19 protein-coding genes and 1 riboswitch are annotated in these 20,530 nt (G+C 64.9%); of the genes, 9 read left to right on the top strand and 10 right to left on the bottom strand.

Annotated features, from left to right (window positions below; all coding sequences use genetic code 11):
• Positions 1–234 precede the first annotated feature (234 nt).
• On the top strand, positions 235–1,281 hold the full coding sequence (locus QRM57_RS11610; RefSeq protein ID WP_284986709.1) for a Gfo/Idh/MocA family protein: 1,047 nt from the start codon (positions 235–237) through the stop codon (positions 1,279–1,281).
• Here the strand turns inward: QRM57_RS11610 and QRM57_RS11605 are convergent.
• Together QRM57_RS11605 and QRM57_RS11600 are read right to left on the bottom strand one after the other, a co-directional pair.
• The gene (locus QRM57_RS11605) at positions 1,247–1,747 is read right to left on the bottom strand and encodes a hypothetical protein (RefSeq protein WP_257370761.1); all 501 of its coding nucleotides are present in this window, start codon (positions 1,745–1,747) and stop codon (positions 1,247–1,249) included. The genes QRM57_RS11610 and QRM57_RS11605 overlap by 35 nt on opposite strands.
• An 18-nt stretch (positions 1,748–1,765) precedes the next feature.
• Positions 1,766–2,959 carry a WXG100 family type VII secretion target gene (locus QRM57_RS11600; RefSeq protein ID WP_284986708.1) on the bottom strand — a complete coding sequence of 398 codons (1,194 nt, stop codon included), beginning with the start codon at positions 2,957–2,959 and terminating at the stop codon, positions 1,766–1,768.
• Positions 2,960–3,240: 281 nt separating this feature from the next.
• Between QRM57_RS11600 and QRM57_RS11595 the strand changes: the two genes are divergently transcribed.
• From QRM57_RS11595 to QRM57_RS11585, 3 genes are all read left to right on the top strand, one after another.
• Positions 3,241–3,963, top strand: a complete 723-nt coding sequence (locus QRM57_RS11595; RefSeq protein WP_284986707.1) for a hypothetical protein — start codon at positions 3,241–3,243, stop codon at positions 3,961–3,963.
• Between the two features lie 87 nt (positions 3,964–4,050).
• Positions 4,051–4,602 (top strand): RNA polymerase sigma factor, encoded by a 552-nt coding sequence (locus QRM57_RS11590; protein WP_284986706.1) that lies wholly within the window; start codon positions 4,051–4,053, stop codon positions 4,600–4,602.
• A complete protein-coding gene (locus QRM57_RS11585; protein WP_284986705.1) occupies positions 4,599–5,378 on the top strand; it encodes a hypothetical protein in 780 nt (259 codons plus the stop codon). Before QRM57_RS11590 ends, QRM57_RS11585 begins: the two co-directional genes overlap by 4 nt.
• Before the next feature lie 129 nt (positions 5,379–5,507).
• Here QRM57_RS11585 and ald read toward each other — a convergent pair whose 3' ends face one another.
• The gene (ald, locus tag QRM57_RS11580) at positions 5,508–6,626 is read right to left on the bottom strand and encodes an alanine dehydrogenase (protein ID WP_257370766.1); all 1,119 of its coding nucleotides are present in this window, start codon (positions 6,624–6,626) and stop codon (positions 5,508–5,510) included.
• Between the two features lie 209 nt (positions 6,627–6,835).
• Here ald and QRM57_RS11575 point away from each other — a divergent pair, with 209 nt between their 5' ends.
• Positions 6,836–8,050: a PucR family transcriptional regulator gene (locus QRM57_RS11575; protein ID WP_284986704.1), complete on the top strand. Its 1,215-nt coding sequence runs from the start codon at positions 6,836–6,838 to the stop codon at positions 8,048–8,050.
• 159 nt (positions 8,051–8,209) lie between these two features.
• Here QRM57_RS11575 and QRM57_RS11570 read toward each other — a convergent pair whose 3' ends face one another.
• Complete coding sequence (locus QRM57_RS11570; protein ID WP_284986703.1) at positions 8,210–9,361, bottom strand: hypothetical protein; 1,152 nt, start codon at positions 9,359–9,361, stop codon at positions 8,210–8,212.
• Between the two features lie 2 nt (positions 9,362–9,363).
• Positions 9,364–9,509, bottom strand: a riboswitch (cyclic di-AMP (ydaO/yuaA leader).
• Between the two features lie 263 nt (positions 9,510–9,772).
• On the opposite strand from QRM57_RS11570, the gene QRM57_RS11565 reads away from it, so the two are divergent.
• On the top strand, positions 9,773–10,837 hold the full coding sequence (locus tag QRM57_RS11565; RefSeq protein WP_284986702.1) for an ATP-dependent DNA ligase: 1,065 nt from the start codon (positions 9,773–9,775) through the stop codon (positions 10,835–10,837).
• A 61-nt stretch (positions 10,838–10,898) separates the two neighbouring features.
• Here QRM57_RS11565 and QRM57_RS11560 read toward each other — a convergent pair whose 3' ends face one another.
• The 5 genes from QRM57_RS11560 to ptsP all read right to left on the bottom strand — a co-directional run bounded on the left by QRM57_RS11560 (position 10,899) and on the right by ptsP (position 14,501).
• Entirely contained in the window at positions 10,899–11,162 is a 264-nt protein-coding gene (locus QRM57_RS11560; RefSeq protein WP_235521087.1) for a DUF6480 family protein, read from the bottom strand.
• A 132-nt stretch (positions 11,163–11,294) separates the two neighbouring features.
• Positions 11,295–12,098, bottom strand: a complete 804-nt coding sequence (locus QRM57_RS11555; protein WP_284986701.1) for an alpha/beta fold hydrolase — start codon at positions 12,096–12,098, stop codon at positions 11,295–11,297.
• Positions 12,079–12,480: a helix-turn-helix domain-containing protein gene (locus QRM57_RS11550; protein ID WP_284986700.1), complete on the bottom strand. Its 402-nt coding sequence runs from the start codon at positions 12,478–12,480 to the stop codon at positions 12,079–12,081. Before QRM57_RS11550 ends, QRM57_RS11555 begins: the two co-directional genes overlap by 20 nt.
• Before the next feature lie 24 nt (positions 12,481–12,504).
• Positions 12,505–12,783 (bottom strand): HPr family phosphocarrier protein, encoded by a 279-nt coding sequence (locus QRM57_RS11545; protein WP_235521081.1) that lies wholly within the window; start codon positions 12,781–12,783, stop codon positions 12,505–12,507.
• 32 nt (positions 12,784–12,815) lie between these two features.
• Complete coding sequence (gene ptsP, locus QRM57_RS11540; protein ID WP_284986699.1) at positions 12,816–14,501, bottom strand: phosphoenolpyruvate--protein phosphotransferase; 1,686 nt, start codon at positions 14,499–14,501, stop codon at positions 12,816–12,818.
• A gap of 117 nt (positions 14,502–14,618) precedes the next feature.
• Here ptsP and QRM57_RS11535 point away from each other — a divergent pair, with 117 nt between their 5' ends.
• The 3 genes from QRM57_RS11535 (at position 14,619) to QRM57_RS11525 (ending at position 18,591) form a co-directional block, all read left to right on the top strand.
• A complete protein-coding gene (locus QRM57_RS11535; protein ID WP_235521078.1) occupies positions 14,619–15,341 on the top strand; it encodes a TetR/AcrR family transcriptional regulator in 723 nt (240 codons plus the stop codon).
• A gap of 65 nt (positions 15,342–15,406) precedes the next feature.
• Complete coding sequence (locus tag QRM57_RS11530; protein WP_284986698.1) at positions 15,407–17,443, top strand: PTS mannitol transporter subunit IICBA; 2,037 nt, start codon at positions 15,407–15,409, stop codon at positions 17,441–17,443.
• Positions 17,443–18,591: a mannitol-1-phosphate 5-dehydrogenase gene (locus QRM57_RS11525; RefSeq protein WP_284986697.1), complete on the top strand. Its 1,149-nt coding sequence runs from the start codon at positions 17,443–17,445 to the stop codon at positions 18,589–18,591. The genes QRM57_RS11530 and QRM57_RS11525 overlap by 1 nt, the downstream gene beginning before the upstream one ends.
• Before the next feature lie 381 nt (positions 18,592–18,972).
• On the opposite strand, the gene cycA is transcribed toward QRM57_RS11525, so the two are convergent.
• Positions 18,973–20,433, bottom strand: a complete 1,461-nt coding sequence (gene cycA, locus QRM57_RS11520; protein ID WP_284986696.1) for a D-serine/D-alanine/glycine transporter — start codon at positions 20,431–20,433, stop codon at positions 18,973–18,975.
• Positions 20,434–20,530: the final 97 nt, after the last annotated feature.

Genomic DNA, 20,530 nt, shown 5'->3' with positions numbered 1-20,530 from the left:
TAGTTTCCTGAAGGCCGGGAACCACCCCCAATCTGTTGATCGGTTTATCCGGTTCGATCGGTTCGGGATTGGTTCCCGGCCTTCGCCATACCCCCAACCCTCCCTCACTTCCCTCCCCCTTGGGCCGATCCCTCTCTCACATCCCTCCCCCTTGGGCCGATCCCTCTCTCACCCGGTGAGAGAGGGATCGCGGGAAGGGGCTGTTACGTGAGCGAGGGTCGGTAGCCTAGGGGCATGACTTCCACGCCTATCCGCACAGCCGTTGCCGGTTTCGGGCTCTCCGGCAGTGTTTTCCATGCTCCGTTCATCGCCGCCAACCCCGCGTATGAGCTCACCGTCATTGCAACATCGGACGCGGCACGCCAAGCCAAAGCGAAGGACCGGTACCCGCAGGCAAAGATCGTCGACACTCCCGATGACATTCTGGCCCTCGCGGACCAACTGGACCTCCTCGTCATTGGCACACCTCCCGCAACCCACTACCCGCTCGCGAAAGCGGCGCTGGAAGCCGGCCTGGACGTCGTCGTGGATAAACCGTTCGTGGTCCACAGCAACCAAGGCGAGGAAGTGATCCGGCTCGCGGCGAAGCTGGGTCGGGTGCTCACTGTCTACCAAAACCGGCGCTGGGACGCCGACGCCCTTACCGTGCAGAAACTGCTCGACGCCGGCACGCTGGGGACGGTGACCCGTTTCGAAGCGGGGATGGAGCGGTGGGCGCCGGCGATCGCGAAGGAATGGAAAGCCAGTGCCACGGCGGAGGACGGGGGTGGGGTGCTGTTCGACCTCGGCACCCATGTGCTGGACCTGGCTTTACGGTTCTTCGGGCCGGCGGAAGTGACTCACGCGGAGATCCGGGCCCGCCGCCCCCAGGAGAGCGCCGATGACGACGTATTCCTGGTCCTCGACCACAGATCGGGAGTGGTCAGCCACGTGACCCTCAACCTCAACAGCCAGCTTCCCGGTCCACGCTTCCGGATTCTGGGTACCCTCGGCAGTTTCGTGAAGTTCGGGGCGGACCCGCAGGAACCCTACTTGTCCGAAGGCGGGCTGCCCACCGACCCGGAGTACGGCGTCGAGCCCGCGCAAAACCATGGGACCTTGGCGGTAGACGGCGAGCGCACCACGGTCCCCACCGAACGTGGAGCGTATCCGGAGTTCTACCGGTTGCTGGCGGACAAGATCGACGACGGCGGTACGGCGTCGTCGCGCCCGTTGCCTGTTGATCCGGCTGATTCGGTGGCCGTGCTCAAGCTGATTGAGCAGGCCCGGGGGCTGGTGTGATGTCGGCACTCGCAACCACCGAGTAGATCGCTTTCAGGTCGGCATTGCCCTCGCGCGGCTGGCAGCTTCCCGTCAACTGGATGACATCCGCGGCAGCGTTTTGGTCAACCACGGTGACCGCGGTGAACTGCGCCAGGGATCCAGCCTGGGGGTGGGTGTAACGGGCTTCCCGCACGTGCCAATCCCGGCCGTTGATGGTCACCGGTTCTGTACCCAGAAGGACAGCTTCGGGCAAGGAACCCAGGAACTGGTCTACCGATGCGGCAATGTCCTGCAGCCCGTACCCGGGGCGGCGACGCGAGACGGAGATGACGACGTTCGCGGTGTAATTTCCTTCCACGGCCGGTGCCATCAACGCTCCCACCGCTTCGGGCACAACGTGCTGGGTCCAACCGGCCGGTGGGTTGAGTTTGATGGTGGGGTACGCGGGGAATGCTTCGGACGGGAAAACCTGCTGCGATGTCACGGAGAGCCCTTTCGGAGGCTAGTTGTTGACGAAGTCGATGAAACCGGTGACGGAGTCCATGAACCCTTTGGGGCTGAGCGTGATCTGGCCGCCTGCGCCCAGGCCCAGCTCTGCGGTGATCTTGGCACCTGCGCCGAGCGTGAGCCCGTCCTCGTCCAAGGAGACGGTGTAGTAGTGACTCTCACCTGCGCCCGCAGCAACTGTGCCGTTGAGCGTTATTTTCTGCCCCAGCACTTCCACGTATTGGCTGCCGGTCAGCTCAGCACCCGCTCCGGCGCTGAACGCGCTGCCTGTGACGTCCTTGTTCTTGACGCTGACTTCTCCTTCACCTGCGCTGGCCCAGGCGCCTGCCCGCAGCTCCCCGCCCTGGCCCACACTGAACAGGCCCCCGGCAAACTCGGTCTCATTGTCCGTGGTGATCTTTTGACCGGCGAACCCCTCACCGCCGCCGGAGAAGAGGAAGGGGCTGCTTGCGTTGGCATGGGCGCTGGCCTCTACACCGGTCATGACCCGGGTTGTGGAGGTGTTGGTGATCCAGCCGTCAAAGAACTCGGAGCGAACCGTGGTGGTGTTCTCGGCCCCCGCAAACGCTTCACCGTTGGCGCTGGCGTGGGGGAGTCCGAGCCCGAACGGCACGCTGGCCTCAAACTCGCCGTTGGCGCGGGCTCCCACGAACGTTTCGTTGGTGACAGTGGTGTCCATGGGCCCGTATCCGCCATTGGCCGTCCACGTCATCTGCCCGCCGGTGGATGCTTCGCCGGAGCCGCCCACTGCGATCCCGCCCGGTCCCATGGAGCCATGCGTTTCACCCGTTGCCTGGCTGTCGAAAGAACCCTCACCTTCAACTGTGACGGGGCCGTAGGTTGTTGGATCAAACGTGAAACCCAGTGTCCCTGAGCCGCTCCTGCCCTTTCCATCACCCAGCCCACGCCCCGGCCCGCCCAGGGAGGCTTGCTCCTGCTGTTCGGCATTGAGTTTCAAGGTCCGGGCGTTGTCCTTGAGGCATGCTGCTGCGGCGCCCAGCCGGCCCTGGAGATCACTGTGCCAGGCACTGCGGAAGCGGTCGGCGTCGTTGCCCCGCCAGTAGTTGCCTTGCTGGATCAATGCGTTGAGCTGCTGCCGCAGGTCACTGATCTTTTGGGCCTCAGAGTCCATTACTGCCGAAAGCCGCCGGAGATCTCCGACGTCGGCGCCCACCAATCCCTGTGCCATTACCAAACCAGTCCCATCACGTATCCCCTGAACGTAGCGACATTTGAAAACCTGCAGGCCAGTTTGGCGCCAGGCGTCTCCCGAGCATAACCAGTGCCAGGCAGGGCTGCCATGGGGAGAACTGCCGGTGTGAACAAAGCCCGCCAAAAAACTTTCAGCAGGTGCGTAACCTCGTCGCAGTCCCCAGCGATGTAGGGGGTGTACGGGTCATGCCCGTGCATTGATCATCCGGCAGCGACCCAACAGCTGCCGGGGCAATCCCAAGTTTTTCGGAGGGTCTTATGTCCTTGTTCACTGTCCTTGCAACCAGCAAAGTCGCCGCGGGCGTCCTGGCCGCCGGAGCCGTGGCCGCCGGCGGAACAGGCGTAGCTGCCTTCAACGGCGCGCTTCCCCACGGTTTCCAGCAGACGGCGCATGATTTTGTTGGCGCTCCGGCCCCGGTCGACGGGAACACCGCCAAAGCAGTCACGTCCGAAGCAGCCGCCGCGACCGAAACGGCCAAGTCCAAGGTGACTGACGCCGTCGGGACCGCGCAGTCCAAGGCCGCTGACGCTGCTGACGCGGGTCAGGCAAAGGCCGCCGACGCTGTATCCGACGCGAAGGCCACAGCCCAGCGCGCCCTCGCCACCTCACCGGAGGCCTTCGGCCTCTGCACGTCATTCCTCAATGGCGGACTGAAGTCCGACGCCACGGTCCTGGGCTTCAAGTCCCTGGCGATTGCCGCCGGCGGCGAGGCAAAGGTTGAGGCGCACTGCCATGCCGTCGTCGACGCCGGTAAGGCTGCCGGTCTGAAGGTGGACGGCTCCGCGAAGGCAAACGCCGACGTCGATGCTGCCGCCACGTCCGGACTGCCGGCAACGCCCGCGGTCCCTGCCGTCCCCGCGGTTCCGGCTGTTCCTGGTGTCCCCGCGGTCCCCGCCACCCCGGCTGCTCCCGCAGTCCCGGTGCAGGTTCCCAGCCACGTTCCGGCCGTTCCAGGAGCTTCCCTCGATTCTGTCCGCTAAGCGGGCAGGGGCTACGGTTTAAAGGCGGGGCTCCTTGGCTTAGGACAAGGAGCCCCGCTACGTAACGTGGGATGGAGGCGTCCACGGGTGCTTGACCCTTTGGCTGATGAATATGTGCAGGCGGATCAGGACGACCCCGCGCTGCTCTTCACGGCTGCCTACAACAGCTACGCGGGGCCGGTCTTCGGCTACCTCCGTGCCCGGGGCGTGGACGACCCCGAAGCCGTCACGCAGGACGTCTTCCTGGCCCTCCATCCGCAACTCGAAACACTGCAAGGCGGGCTGCAAGGGGCAAAATCCCTGCTGTTCTCCATTGCCCACGCCCGCATGGTGGACTTCTACCGCAAACGTGCACGAACACCCGCTTCCACGCCCTACGAACAGGACCTGGATGGCCGGCGCGCCCCCTCGGCTGAGGACCAGGCGTTTGGGCGGGACGCTGGCCTGGGGGTCTCGGACCTCCTGGAGGGCCTCGCGGACGACTACCGGGAAGTGCTGGCGCTGAGGGTCGTTGCCGATCTTTCCGTTGAGGAGACAGCGGCCATCATGGGCAAGTCGCAAGGAGCGGTGAAGCAGTTGCAGCGCAGGGCATTGGGCGCACTGAAGAAACGGGCACAACAAACGAACGGCACATCATGAGCGAACATTTTCCGCCCCGCGGGCGGCACGACGCGGAAGCGATCGACCACCTGTTGGCCGGTTCCGGGTTGGAGGGCGATGCCGGGGTCCGCGCCGAACTGCTCGAACTCCGCTCACTGGCGGCCACGGCGCCTCTGCCGTCTGAAGCCGTCCGGGCGCTGATGGTCCCGGCCCCCGCGGTGCGCGACCAACCTGCCGCACACGACGAACCTGCCGCACACGACGAACTTGCCGCACACGACGAACTTGCCGCGCGGAGACGGAAGAAGCGCCGCGCTGCCATTGCCGGCCTGGCCGTTGTTGTCTCCCTGGCTGGCGGTGCTACGGCTGCGGCCGCGTCCGAGGGTGGCATCCCGGGCGCCTTCCAGCATCTTGGGGCAGCCATCGGTTCGGTGGTTTCACAGCTGGCGCCCGGCGCGGGATCCGCTCCGAAACAGGGTGGCCCGGCGGGTTCGACCACTGAGTCGCCTTCCGGGGACGTCAGGCCCACTCCTGTGCAGAGCCAACCCGGCCAGGCGCCCGTTTTGCCGGAGCCAAGCGCCCATGAACGCGGTTCCCAGGCGCAACCCGGCGGGAGCGCAGCAACAAAAGCACCCAAGGTTCCCTCGCGGGGCGAGCCCGGCAACGGAGTCATTCCCACACCCCCGGCAGTACCCGTGACGCCTCCGGCCGTGGTTCCTCCCACCATCGACCCGGGAAAGCTTCGTCCATCGGACCTCCCGGTACCCGTTCCCATCCGCCTGGAACCCTCACCGCCCGCCATCCCCTCGAAGTGACAGAAAATGCCAATGTTCGTCAGGAACATTGGCATTTTCTGCCATGTCGGCGCGGCTTAAACCACGACGGCGGGGTGCGGCTTCGTGTGGAAGCCGCACCCCGCCGTCGGGCGGTTGTGGTTTTGCCCGTTAGGCGGAAACCAGGCTGTGCCAGTCGTTGACGAGGGGCAGGTTGTGCGCCTCGGAAACGGAGTGGTGTGCCACGTGGCCGGCGGCGATGTTGAGGCCGGCAGCCAGGGCGGGGTCGCGGTCGAAGGCGGCCTTGACGCCCAGGTTGGCCAGTGCCACGGCGTAGCGCAGGGTGACGTTGGTCAGTGCGTACGTGGAGGTGTTCGGAACGGCGCCAGGCATGTTGGCAACGCAGTAGAAGATCGAGTTGTGGACCTTGTACGTCGGTTCCTGGTGGGTGGTGGGGTGCGTGTCCTCGAAGCAGCCGCCCTGGTCCACGGCGATGTCCACCAGGACCGAGCCCGGCTTCATGCGGGCAACGAGCTCGTTGGTCACCAGCTTGGGAGCCTTGGCGCCCGGGATAAGGACGGAGCCGATCACGAGATCTGCGTCGATAACTGACTTCTCGATCTCGTAGGCGTTGGAGGCAACGGTCTTCAGGCGGCCCTGGTAGAGGGCATCGAGTTCGCGCAGCCGGTTGATGTTGATGTCCATGATGGTGACATCAGCACCGAGGCCCAGCGCCATGGCAGCGGCGTTGGTTCCAGCAACGCCGGCACCCAGGACAACAACCTTGGCCGGACGGACGCCCGGAACGCCGCCCAGCAGCACGCCCTTGCCGCCGGCCGGAGCCATCAGCGAGGAAGCGCCGACCACGACGGAGAGGCGGCCTGCGACCTCGGACATCGGTGCCAGCAGCGGAAGGGCGCGGCCTTCCTGCACGGTTTCGTAGGCGATGGCCGTGACGCCGGAGTTGATGAGCTCGGCAGTGAGCTCGGGCTCTGCGGCAAGGTGCAGGTAGGTGAAGAGGATCAGGCCCTTGCGGAAGCGGTGGTACTCGGCCGCGATGGGTTCCTTGACCTTCATGACCATGTCCGCACGGCCCCAGACGTCATCGGCTTCGTTGACGATTTCGGCGCCGGCGATCGAGTATTCCTCGTCGGTGATGCCCGAGCCGAGGCCTGCGCCGCGCTCAACCAGAACGGTGTGTCCATGCGTGCGGAATTCGTGGACACCTGCGGCCGTGATGGCTACGCGGAATTCGTTGTTCTTGATTTCTTTGGGGACGCCGATGATCATTTGTGGGCTCCATCGTTAGCGGCCTCTTCGGCCGAAAATGTGTTGCGGGCTGTGGTTCCAGAATAAATCCGGCTGTGAGGCAGGCGACATGGAAGCCCAGGGCTACCAGTCAGCAAAAGGCCGGAAATTCAACGATCTTCTTCATATGGACTCGACATTTGTCGAGCACTCAAGCGTCAGGTGTCGCCTCCTGTTGGTACGCTTTCCAGATGCAGCAGGACGTGGAACAGATCGTAGAACGCGTCGCGTTGAAGCTCGGCCGCGGCTTGTCACTGGAAGACCTCGACGGCGTCCTCCTCGCCTACAGCTCCAACCAGTCGCACGCCGACCGCGTCCGCGTGAACTTCCTGCTCAGCAAGCGCGTCCCCACCGACGTCAGCGCCTGGCAGCTGTCCCACGGCATCTCCACGGCAGTACGCCCGGTGGTGGTTCCCGCCAACGACCAACTCGGGATGTTGGGCCGGGTCTGCGTCCCGCTCCTGGTCCGCGGATTCCGGGTCGGCTACCTGTGGGTGCAGTTGGACGTTGAAGAGCAAAGCGCGACGGCGATACTCGCCGAACTGCCCGGCGTACGGGACGAACTGGACCTGTTGGCGGGACTGCTCCTCGACTCGAACACGGCCGAATCAGAGTTTCGGCGCCGCCGCGAGCAGGAGTTCCTTTCGGCCTGCAACGGCGAGTCCAACGCGGTGGCTGCCGTAGCCGGGTGGAAGGAAATCCAGGGGCGGGGTCCATGGCAGCTGGTGACCATCCTCGACCCGGACGGTGCCGGGTCCGCCGTCGACCCCATCGCAGCAACCCTCACCCACCGCTCGGCGGCGCTGCAGTCCACGATCGGTGTCAACGCCGCCTTGTTCAGTGCCGGAACCGAGACGCATTCGGTGGTCCTGTTCCGGGAATCAGGCGGGAGGGCAGACCACGCACAGGTGCTGGTGCACTACCAACTGGAACTCGCCAAGCGCGCCGGAAGGACGGTGGACCGCGTCATCCTTGGCATCAGTGAACCATTCCAGGTGATCCGGCAGATCTCCAGCGCCTACCGCCAGTCCAAAGTAGCGGCCCAGGCTGCCGCGGTTGACCTGCCGCTCGGCGAGCTCGTGGAAAGCCGGGCGGTAGGGGTTTACCAGCTCTTTGATCGCCTTTTGGCGCCCGGTGGCTGGGATGACACCGGATCGGTCCACTACCGGACGCTGGAGGATCAGGACAGGAACGGCGAGCTCCTCCCGGTCCTGGAGTTGCTCTACGACAATGACGGTTCCGTCCAGGACGTCGCAGCGAAGCTCCATCTCCACAGGAGCAGCATCTACAACCGGCTGGGCCGGATCCGCCAGCTCATCGGGGCTGACCCGTTGAGCGGCGCGATCCGGCTTGAACTGCATGCGGCCCTGAAAGCACACCGCTGGGCACGGCGACCCAGGATCTAGGCGCCCTGTGCTCCCTGTTTCGGGGATCCGAGGACTAGGAACGCCTCAACCGCTGGCAGCTCCAGCGGCCCATCCTTCGCCTGAAGGTGGCGGTCCGGCTGCTGGTGCAGTACCGGCCATGCCATCCGATCGGCGTTGCCGTACGGGGTAGCCGGGTGCTCACTTCACGGCCTTCTTGGCGGCGTCCAGGATCGCGTCGAGGGCGGTCCCAGTGGATTGCGGGTTCGTTCCGGCGGTGGGGTTCCCGGTGGGGCGCGGCTTGGGAGTGGCGGGCGACGTCGGCGTGGGTGTCGGCGCGGGCGTCGGGGTGGTGGTCGGCGTCGGCGTGGTTGTCGGGGCCGGAGACGGTGCCGTGGTGACTGTATCGGCGGGCACATCGGTGGGGGCCGGGGCAGGCTGCGTCGGGACTGCCGCGGAGGCACCCGGCGCTGGGTTAGCCGCCGACGGCGCCGCCGAAGGAACCCAAACCGGGGCCGCAAGCGAGACGTGCGGGGCCGGAACCGACGACGGCGACACTTCAGAAGGTGCCTCGGGGACGGTCGCCGGCTGACCGGCTGCCGATGAGGATGACGCTGTTGGCGCTGCCGACGAGGCCGATGGTGAGGACGCGGTGGAATAGGAAGCCCGAGGCCCGGGCGCAGTCGAGCCCGACTCCCTGTCCCCATGGGCGCTCGCATCCTGGGCGGGGGTTTCATGGCCGAAGAACGGCAGCTCAAGGGCCTGGCCGAGGCCTCCCGCCGTGAGCACCAGTCCTACAGCGCCGGCAACAACGGCCATACGCTGGCTCATCTGCTTGACCGATGCGGCCTTTCGAAGCACGGCTTGGGGTTCGCGGTTGAACGACGACGACGAGCCAAAGCCGGTCCTGGCGGGGACGGGAGTAGGTGCCGGCCCGGCAACGTCGACGATGGGGATGGCTGCCGTGGCGGGCTCCGATGGTGTGGACTGCTGCGTGTCCGGCTTGGGTGCCGGCTTGGCAACGTCGACGATGGGGATGGCTGCAGTGGGAGGGCCCGGTGTGGTCGACCGCGGTGCCGCGGCTTGGGCTGCCCGTACTGCCGGGATCGCGGCGGTGGCCGGTTCTGCGGGTTCGGCTTCAGCCCGGGCTGCCCTTTCCCGCTCCGCTGCACGGGCGGCCGCGCGCGTGGTGGGCCTGGCAGCAGCGGTGGGTTCCGGCGTCGTGCTTGGTGCCTCAGGCGCCGTTGCTGGTTCTGTGGCGGATCCGCTGGCTTCGGCCCGACGGCGTCCGGTTGGCTTGGTGCGCTCGCGTTCGATGAGGGCGCGGCGCGGCTGATCCATGGTTGGGGACATGGTGGTTGCCTCTCAACGCCTTCGAGGTTAGCTGTCGGGTTCGGACGAGGCCGTCCGGCCGCCTCAGCGGCTTCACCCCGAGGGCTTGGAAACAAGCCCGGGAACTGTGGGTCCCCCGCCTCTGCCGCGGGTCTGGCGGATCCCGGATTGCGGCAGAGCTCGGCGTCAATCCGGAAGCGGCCCAGCGGAGATACGGGTCGCCCTACGACGGTACATGAGCCGGAAAGTAAAGTCACATTAATGTAACGGACGGTAGGTCGGGCTAAACCGGAGGCTCCGGGCGCCTACGCTTCGGGGCCGGTGCGGGAGCCGGCAGCTGGTGCTGGATCTCCGAGTACTGCCCCCAACACGGCCAAGATATCCACCGCCTAAGACTAGCTTCGGCGTCCGACGGCAGGGTAGACATTTCCTATGGACCTGCCAGTGATGCCGCCCGTCTCGCCCATGCTTGCCAAATCAGTTCCGGACATCCCCGATGTGGGTCACTACGAGCCGAAGTGGGATGGCTTCCGGACCATCGTTTTCAAGGATGGGGACGAGGTCATCCTGGGCAGCCGCAACGAGAAGCCCATGACGCGCTACTTTCCCGAGCTGGTTGAGGCGCTGAGGAAGAACCTCCCGGAGAAGTGTGTGATCGACGGTGAGATCGTCCTGATCGAGGGCAACAGGTTGGAATTCGAGGTCCTCCAGCAACGGATCCACCCCGCGGACAGCCGGGTCAGGATGCTCGCCGAGAAAACGCCGGCTTCCATGATCGCGTTCGACATCCTGGCCTTGGGCGAGGAAGACCTGATGGGCAAGCCGTTCTCAGAGCGCCGGGCCATCCTGGAATCCGCTCTTGCCAAGGCCGAACCGCCTGTCTACGTCACTCCAGCAGTAACGGATCTCGAGCGGGCCAAGGAATGGTTCGTGCAGTTGGAGGGCGCGGGCCTGGACGGGGTTCTCTCCAAGCCGCTGGATGGAACCTACCAACCCAATAAGCGCGTGATGTTCAAGACCAAGCATGTTCGGACCGCGGACTGTGTGGTGGCCGGGTTCCGCTGGCACAAAACTGCGAAGGTGGTGGGTTCCATGTTGTTGGGGCTCTACGACGACGCCGGTCGGCTGCGCCACGTGGGGGTGGTGGCATCGTTCCCCATGGCCAAGCGGGAAGCACTGGTTGCCGAGCTTGAGCCCTACCAGGTGGATCTCGCTGATCACCCGTGGGGCGAGTGGGCCAAGCAGGACGAGGCTGCCGGTGGTTCTCGGATGCCTGGTGCGCAAAGCAGGTGGAGCGGGGGCAAGGACTTTTCGTTTGTACCACTGCGCCCCGAGCTTGTGATCGAAGTGGCGTACGACTACATGGAGGGCGACAGGTTCCGCCACACCACGCAGTTCCGCCGCTGGAGGCCGGACCGGACTCCGGAGAGCTGCACGTACGCGCAACTGGAGGAGCCTGCCGATTACGATCTCGGGGAGATCCTGAGCCTGCCGTAGAACGTTGCCAGCCCGCTGTTACGTTGTCGGCCCGCAACGTAACAGCGGGGTAGCGACGAAATTACTCTTCGTGTCCCTGGTCGCTGCTCATGCTGCCTTCGGCCGGCGGCGTTTCGCCCGGGGGTACCCCTCCGCCTGGCTCCAATCCCGTGACGTTGCCGTCCAGGGGATCAGGGTTGGCAGAGGCCGCGGGATCGTCGTCCTCGTCCTGGCGCATGTCCGGATCTTCGTGGATGCTGTCCGCATCGGCGGTGGTGTCGAAGGGTCCGGTCGCGCCGCTCACGCCGAAGGTTTGGGGATCGTCTTCCGGGTCATAGCTGGTCATGGTCAAACCCTTTCGTAAGCAGACTTACTATTCGCTTGCCTGGCCAGCCTAGCGTGATCCCGCCGGAGCCAACAAGGGGCACCCAACCCAGGCTCCGGCGTCGTGCCCCAGCGCCTAGCTGTGCTGGGTGGCCTAACTGTGCTGTGTGGTCGCGGCGACGAAGCTGCGGATGGCGTCCCCCACCGCTTGCGGCCGCATATGCTGCGCTACGTGCCCCACTCCGGGAATCTCCACCAAGCGCCCTTGGTCCACGGTTCGGGAGAGCCGGAGCGACCAGTCGGGGCCTGCCACCTGGTCCCGGCTTCCGCGCAGGACCAGCACAGGCACCTTGATGCCGGCCAGCCGCTTTTCGGTGGGATAGCCCATCATCACCGGGAGTTCGGTGAGGTACCAGCGGAGCCCGCAGCGGAAGTAGTCGGAGATGACGATCCAATTGGACGAGGGACTCTCTCGCAGGACGCCGTCCAAGGTAAGCGCCAGCGATTGCCGGAGGATACTCTTGTGCCTCGAATCCACCACCGGCCCCATCAACACCAGGCGCTGGACCCGCTCGGGCGCATGCAATGCCGCTTCGATGGCAAACTGCACACCCATGGAATGACCCACCAGGACGTACCGATCGATGCCCCGGGACGCCAAGGCTTCCGCGATGAAGGCGCCATAATCCTCCACCTGGAGCTGCCTGTCCGGCTTGGCGGTCCCCGCGAAACCGGGCAGGTCGAAAGAGTAGGTTGGTGCGTGGGCGGCGAGAACGGCGTGGAGCCGCGACAAATACCGGTGCGACACCCCGACGCCATGGATCAGGACGTACGCCGGTTCGTCCCCGGAGCCAGTCGCGGGTGTCCCAGCGGTCCAGTGGATCCGGCCGGTCAGGCCCGAAACCTCGACGTCCGCCGCCTCAAACGTGGGCCGCTGCCTACTCGCTGATGTGGTCATCGCCATCCCCGGACTGATTCTTTCTCTGCGTTTCCAGCCACTCCATAATTGCTGCCTGCCGGATCCGACGATGCGTGCCCCGGTACTCCACGGGAATCTCGCCACGATCGGTCATGTTGCGCAGGTACGTGTGCGAGATGCCCGCGAGCTCCGCTGCCTGGGATGTGGTGAGCATTTCCTCCACGCTGCTGACCGTCACCGTATCGCCCCGGCCCAGCCGGGCAAGGAGGTCGACGACGGCGTCCCTCGCCTGATCGGGCAGGCGGTGGACTGTGCCGTCCACGAACACAGTGATGTCGTTGCTGTCCTGGAGGGAACGCGCGAGATTCCGGGCGTCGTCGGCGGGGAGGCCGGCCGTGACGCGGGGAGCTATCAGTGCCATGCCAGAAGCCTAGCCCGGAAGGACCTATTCCGCGTCCAGGTCCGTCTCCAGCAGCTTTACCAGTGCGTCCAGCGCGGCATCGGCGCCATCGCCCTCGGCCCGCAGCACCACAACGTCCCCCTTCGCTGCGCCGAGCGTCATGAGCGAAAGGATGCTGGCGGCGTCGAGCGCGTCATCGGCAGGGGCACCCTGCATGGCAATGGTGACCTCCACGGGCTGTTCGCCGGCTGCCTCTGCGAAGAGTGCGGCCGGGCGGGCGTGCAGGCCGGAGCGGCTGGCGATGGTGGCTGTGCGTTCAGGCATGGTTTTCTCCTGGTATTCCGGACGGATAGGGGCTAAAGCCCGAGCTCTTCAAGCACGGGAAGCTTGGCGCGGACCCAGTCGCGCGCTTCGGTGGCGCTGGGAGCTGACAGGGCAAGGCGGGCCAGCTCCTGTGCTTGTTCCAGCGTGACGGTCTTCAACACGGTGCCGACTGCAGCCAGGGAGCGCGCGGTCATGGACAGTGTGTTGACTCCCAGCCCGGTCAGTACGACGGCGAGGGCCGGGTCCGCGGCGGCCTCACCGCAGACACCCACCGGCTTGTTGTTGCCTTCCTGGGCTGAACCTTCCACCGTGAGCTGCACCAGGCGGAGCACTGCGGGCTGCCACGGGGTGTTCAGTTCCGCGAGGGGCCCGAGTTGGCGGTCGGCGGCCATGGCGTACTGCGTGAGGTCGTTGGTGCCGAGGGAGGCAAATCCGACTTCGCGAAGGACGGTGGCGGATGTGAGGGCGGCTGAGGGAACCTCCACCATCACGCCCGGTGTCTTGATCCCGGCCGCAGCACACAGCGAGGCGAAGCGTCCGGCTTCGGCCGCCGTGGAGATCATGGGAGCCATGACCCAGACGTCGGCCTCGGATTCGGAAGCTGCCCGGGCGATGGCTTCGAGCTGGCGCTCAAGGACACCCGGCGTGGTGAAGTCCGTACGGTACCCGCGCACACCGAGTGCAGGGTTGGGTTCGGTAGCGTCCGTGAGGAACGGGAGGGGCTTGTCGGCGCCGGCGTCCAAGGTCCGCAGGACCACCTTCTTGCCCGGGAATGCATCAAACACGGCCTTGTACGCCGCGGCTTGCTCGTCCACGGAGGGTTCGGTGTCGCGTTCCAGGAAGCAGAATTCGGTGCGGAAAAGCCCGACTCCCTGGGCTCCGAGGCCGGCGGCTGCCACGGCGTCCTTGGCACCTCCGACGTTGGCGAGGAGCGGTACCGGGTGGCCGTCCGCCGTCGTACCGTTTCCGTCGAATTCGGCGAGGGTGGCGGAGGTTTCCGCCCAGGCGGTCGCAGCTGCGCGCTGTTCCTCGCCCGGTTCAAGGGTGACAGATCCGGCCGCGCCGTCCACGTACACTTCGGAGCCGTCGGCGATCGAGTCGACGCCGTGGGCGGCAACCACTGCCGGCAGGCCGAGCGAGCGCGCGATGATGGCGGTGTGCGACTGTGGTCCGCCTCCGGACGTTACCAAGGCGAGCACTACGGCCGGATTCAGCGTCGCGGTGTCGGCGGGGGCGAGGTCCTCGGCCACCAGGATGAAGGGGGTTTCGGAGGACGGGATGCCGGGAGCGGGCACGCCACGAAGTTCGGCCACAATGCGGGCCCGCACGTCCAGGACGTCCGTGGCGCGTTCGGCCATGTAGCCCCCGAGGTTGTGCAGCATTTCGGAGACGGATGCACCGGCCTCCCAGATGGCGCGTTCAGGGGAGGAACCGGCGTTGATCAGCTTGGCTGCCGATTTCAGGAGCATGGTGTCCTTGGCCATCAGGGCCGTGGCCTCCAGGACGGCTTTGCCATCGCCTGAGGCAGTGTCCGCGCGGCCCTTGAGCTCGTCGTGGACGGATTGGGCTGCCGCCTTCAAGCCGGCGACGGCGTCTTCCGGACTCAATCCCGCGGCCAACCTTTCGCCCGACGGCGGTTCGCTCACCGGCTTGGGCATCTGGCGGACGGAACCAATGATGCGGCCAGGGCTTACCCCTACGCCTTGGAAATTCTGCACTGAATCCTCTGTTCCTGCTTGTTGGTTCAGACCCGCCGGCGACGGCACCGGGAGCCCCATAAATAACTCTTGTGAGCCACTTCATATAGCAACGCTATAGGTGCTAGGGTAGCGGTTATGAGTTTCGATGACCAGCTTCCGCCCAAAATTCGGTTGCTTCGCGCAGCTGCCGAATTGCTGGCGAATTCGGAAGGGTCAGCGGTCTCAACGCGCCAGATCACCAAGCTTGCCGGGGTCACGGCGCCCACGCTCTACCACCACTTTGGCGACAAAGAAGGGCTTTTCGACGCCGTCGTTTCCGCCGGTTTCGAAGAGTACGTGGCGGGGGAGCGGGATTTTGCGCCGTCCGGGGAGCCCTTGGAAGATGTCCGGCGGATGTGGGACAACCACGTCCAGTTCGGCCTGACCCAACCCCATCTGTATCTGGTGATGTTCGGCAACATCAGGCCGGAAAGCCGCCCAGCAATCGTGGCCGATGCTGAAGCGCTTCTGGAAGAGATGCTGAACAAGGCCGCTATCTCCGGTCAGATCAACGTGCCGCCCCGCGAAGCGGCACGAAGCATCCTTGCGGCCAACGTGGGCGTCACGCTCATGCTGATCGCAGAACCGGTGGAAGAACGGAACCTCGAGCTCTCAACGATGACCCGGGATTCCATGATTTTTGCCGTCTCCACGGACACCGCCCGTGGCGCCGCAGCGGACGACTCCGGCAAGTCCTCGGTTGTTGTTGCGGCAATCGCCCTGAATGCGGCACTGCAGGCCTCGCATTCGGACCAACTATCCAGCTCTGAACTGAAGCTTTTCCTTGAGTGGCTTCACCGCATTTCCAGCAGCTCCTAAGGCTGTTCTCGCTCGATCTGTATCGACTGACCCGCGCCGCCGCGGGATACACGTTAGGAATTCACATGGCAACAGAGACAGTTGCGAAGCCCCGCACCAGCGCCCGCGTTGGTGTCCAAAAGTTCGGAACATTCCTGTCCGGCATGATCATGCCCAACATTGGCGCTTTCATCGCCTGGGGCCTCATCACGGCTTTGTTCATCAAAGTCGGCTGGATTCCGGTCCCGGAACTGGGTGGTTTCGGCACCAATGACAAGGGTGCCCCCAACGTCGGCATCGTTGGCCCCATGGTCACGTACCTCCTTCCGCTCCTGATCGCCTACACCGGCGGCCGGATGGTCTACGACGTCCGTGGTGGCGTCGTTGGCGCCATTGCCACCATGGGTGTCATTGCCGGTACGGACTCGCCCATGTTCATCGGTGCCATGATCATGGGCCCGCTGGGTGGCTGGACCATGAAGCAGATCGACCGCCTGTGGGACGGCAAGATCCGTCCGGGCTTCGAGATGCTGGTGAACAACTTCTCCGCCGGCATCTGGGGTGCAGCTTTGGCGTTGGGTGGCTTCTACGGCCTCTCCTGGGTCGTCAAGCGTTTCACGGAAGGTGCAGGCAGCGTGGTCGAATTCCTGGTCAACAACGGCCTGCTGCCGTTGACCAGCATCTTCATCGAGCCCGCCAAGGTACTCTTCCTCAACAACGCCATCAACCACGGTGTGCTGACCCCCTTGGGTATCCAGCAGTCGCTTGAACACGGCAAGTCCATCCTGTTCCTGCTCGAAGCCAACCCCGGCCCGGGCCTGGGCATCCTGCTGGCGTACATGTTCTTCGGCCGCGGCGCCGCACGGGCATCTGCTCCTGGCGCTGCCATCATCCAGTTCTTCGGTGGCATCCACGAGATCTACTTCCCGTACGTCCTGATGAAGCCGATCCTGATCCTCGCTGCCATCGGTGGCGGCATGACGGGCATCGCAACCCTGGCCATCACCAACTCCGGCCTCGTTGCTCCGGCAGCACCGGGTTCCATCATTGCTGTCATTGCCCAGACTTCACGCGATAGCTACATTGGCGTCATCCTCGCAGTTGTCCTTGCAGCGACGGTGTCCTTCCTCATTGCCTCGCTGATCCTGCGTACCTCCAAGAACAAGGGCGAGGACGATCTTTCCGCGGCCACGTCCCGCATGGAGGCCATGAAGGGAAAGAAGAGCTCGGTCTCCTCGGCACTGGTGGGCGACGCCGGCGGCCGCAGCGATGTGGCTGTACTGACCCGTCCCGTACGGAACATTGTGTTCGCCTGTGACGCCGGCATGGGCTCCAGCGCCATGGGGGCTTCGGTCCTGCGCAACAAGATCAAGGCGGCCGGCTTCCCGGACGTGAAGGTCACCAACTCGGCCATCGCCAACCTGAGTGACACTTACGACGTCGTCGTTACCCACCAGGACCTGACCGAACGCGCCCAGCCGAAGACCTCCAGTGCAGTGCACTACTCGGTGGACAACTTCATGAACAGCCCCAAGTATGACGACATCGTCGAACTCGTGAAGACCAGCAACGCCGAAGGCCCTGCCGCCGGTTCAGGCCCCGCCGTCGCGGACGCTGACGGAACTGCCGAAGCAACAGCAGCCGGCGCCCATGGTGCGCACGCTGCCGAGCCTGCCGCCGACGTCGAAGGTAAATCAGTACTGCTGCGCGAAAGCGTGATCCTCAACGGCAAGGCTGGAGACCGCGACTCGGCGATCGACGAAGCCGGGCAGCTCCTGCTGGACCGTGGCGCAGTGGACATGAGCTACGTCCACGCCATGCACGAGCGCGAAGAATCGGTGTCCACCTACATGGGCAGCTTCCTGGCCATTCCGCACGGCACCAACGACGCCAAAGAGCACATCATGCACTCGGCAGTGTCCATCATCCGCTACCCCGAGGGCATCGATTGGGGCGGCAAGCAGGTGAAGTTCGTGGTCGGCGTGGCCGGCATCAACAATGAACACCTCCACATCCTGTCCTCCATCGCGAAAATCTTCACCAACAAGGCACAGGTTGCCCAGTTGGAGGAAGCCACCACGGTTGAGGAAGTCCTGGAACTGTTCGGAAAGGTCAACGCATAGTGAAGGCAGTCCATTTCGGGGCAGGTAACATCGGGCGCGGCTTCGTGGGGTTGCTGCTCCACGAAGCGGGCTATGAGGTGGTGTTCGCCGACGTCGCGGACGCCCTGATCAGCCAGCTTGCGGAGGCCACCAGCTATGACGTCCACGAGGTTGGCGACAACCCTGCGGTGAAGACCGTGGAAGGCTTCCGGGCTTTGAACTCAGCGACGCAGGAAGCCACCGTTGTGGAGGAAATCTCGACGGCGGATGTGGTCACCACCGCGGTGGGGCCCCACATCCTGAAGTTCGTCGCTCCGGTGATCGCCCGCGGGTTGGCCGCCCGCCCCGTGGACCTGCCGCCGCTGCAGGTGATGGCATGCGAAAACGCCATCAATGCCACTGATGTGCTGCACTCCGAGATCCAAGCCGCTTGGGATGACTCCGCCGGGGACCTGGACGCCGTCGCTGTTTTTGCGAACACGGCGGTGGACCGTATTGTCCCCAACCAGGCACCGGGCCAAGGCCTGGATGTCACGGTGGAGACGTTCTACGAATGGGTCATCGACCGGACGCCTTTCAAGGGCAACGCGCCGGTGATCCCGGGCGCCACGTTCGTGGACGAGTTGGGACCGTACATCGAGCGCAAGCTCTTCACGGTGAACACGGGCCACGCTTCCGCGGCCTACTTTGGCTACGCGGCCGGCATCGAGAAGATTTCGGACGCCATGGCTGATCCTTCGGTGGCCGCCAAAGTCCGGGCTGTGCTGGAGGAGACCAAGGAACTCCTGGTGGCCAAGCACGGTTTCGATGAGGCTGCGCAGGAGGCGTACGTGCAGAAGATCCTGCAACGCTTCACCAACCCGCACCTTCCCGACACCGTGAACCGCGTGGGCCGCGCGCCCCTGCGGAAACTCAGCCGGCACGAGCGGTTCGTTGGTCCGGCGGCTGAGCTGGCCGAGCGCGGCGTCACCCCCGTGGCGTTGCTCGAGGCCATGTCAGCAGCCCTTCGGTTCGACGATGCTTCGGATGTCGAAGCCGTGGAGCTCGGAAAGCTGCTGTCCGAGCTGGAGGCGGCCGCCGCCGTCGAACGGATCACGGAACTCACGCCTGCGCACCCCCTGTTCCCCGCGCTCCAGAAACTCGTGGAGGACCGCCAAGCGGAGCTCTGACGCTCTCTCATGTTCCGCCCGGTTGGGCGTGACGCTCTCTCACGTTCCGCCCGGTTGGGCGTGACGCTCTCTCACATTCCGCCCGGTTGGGCGTGACGCTCTCTCATGTTCCGCCGTGTTGGGCGTGATGCTCTCTCATGTTCCGCCCGGTTGGGCGTGATGCTCTCTCATGTTCCACCTAAAGGCCCGGCGTCGAGCACTCACCTGAGTGTCCGACGCCGGGCCTTTCCGCGCCGGTGAGTGCGGGTTGGTGGGAAGCGGTTGGGATGTGAGTGAGGGTTGGTGGGAAGCGGTAGGGATGTGAGTGAGGGTTGGAAACAGAAAAGCACGACGACGGGCACCCAACCGGGTGGCCGCCGTCGTGCTTTTCGGTGTGCGGGTTTAGCGCGCTGCCGCGGTTTCCGCTTCGGACATCGCCTTCCATTCGGCCACGCGGGCCTGATGCAGGGGCGATTTCCGGACCACCGCGTAAGCGACACCCAGGATTGCGAACCAGATGGGCGTCACCAGCAGGGCGGTGAGTGTGTCCGGCTGCGTGGTCAGGGCCCAGACGAGGAACGCGAAGAAAGCAAAGACCACCCAAACCATGGGGATGCCGCCGGGCATCTTGAACGGTGAAGCGCCGTGCTGCTCGGGGCGGCGATTGCGGTACACCAGGTAGCTGGCCAGGATGATGGACCAAACGAACATGAAGCAGACGGCGGACACGGTGGTGACCATGTCGAACGCCACGCCAACGTCCTTGCCCGCGTAGAGAAGCGCGACGCCGGCCAGCAGCAGGACGCACGAGAGGAACAGTGCGTTCTGGGGTACTTTGCGGCTGGAGAGCCGGCCGAAGAGCTTGGGTGCGTCGCCGTCGTTGGCCAAGCCGTAGACCATGCGCGACGTCGAGTAGATGCCGGAGTTGGCCGAGGACATGGCAGAGGTAAGGACCACGAGGTTGACCAATGTGGCGGCCATGCCGAGCCCGGCAAGGGAGAACATGGCGATGAACGGGCTTTGGCCTGCCTTGAACTCGGTCCATGGGGTGACCGACATCAGGATGATGAGGGCGCCTACGTAGAAGAGCATGACGCGCAGGGGGATGGCGTTGATGGCGCGGGGGAGGTTGTGCTCCGGGTTCTTGGTTTCGGCGGCGGCTGTGCCCACCAGTTCGATGCCCACGAACGCGAAGACGGCGATCTGGAAGCCAGCCACGAAGCCCATGAATTCCTTGGGGAAGAACCCGCCGTGGCTCCAGAGGTTGGTGAAGCTGGCTGTTCCCGCGTTGGACTGGAAGCCGGTGAAGATCATGACCAGGCCCACCACGATCAGCGCAACGATGGCCACGATCTTGATGAGCGCGAACCAGAATTCGGTTTCGCCGAAGGCTTTGACGGTGGGCAGGTTCAGGAGCAGAAGGATGATGATGGTGGCCAGGCCCGGGATCCAGAGCTGGATTCCCGGCCACAGCTCGTTGGCGTAGCCTGCGATCGCGATGACGTCCGCAACGCCGGTGACTACCCAGCAGAACCAGTAGGTCCAGCCGGTGAAGAAACCGGCCCACGGGCCCAGGAGATCGCCCGCGAAGTCGCTGAAGGACTTGTAGTTCAGGTTCGACAGCAGGAGCTGGCCCATGGCCCGCATCACGAAGAAGAGCATGAAGCCGATGATCATGTATACGAAGATCACGGAGGGGCCGGCAACCGAGATGGTCTTGCCGGAGCCCATGAAGAGGCCCGTACCGATGGCGCCGCCGATAGCCAGGAGCTGGATGTGGCGGTTGCTGAGCGAGCGTGACAGGTGGGGCTCGCTGTCCCTGCTTGAGGAGCGGAGTCGCCCCTGTGTTGTCTGGTCGGACATTAGTTCAAGAACCCTTCGAAGGACCCGCCATAATAGTGACGGCCGTTACAAATGTGTTCGATAAAGTTATAGCTAATGTCTGACCAATTGCGAATCG

It is taken from the genome of Arthrobacter sp. fls2-241-R2A-172, from assembly GCF_030208885.1.
In the GTDB taxonomy this organism is placed as follows: domain Bacteria; phylum Actinomycetota; class Actinomycetes; order Actinomycetales; family Micrococcaceae; genus Arthrobacter.
This window is presented reverse-complemented; position numbering and strand designations above follow the sequence as displayed.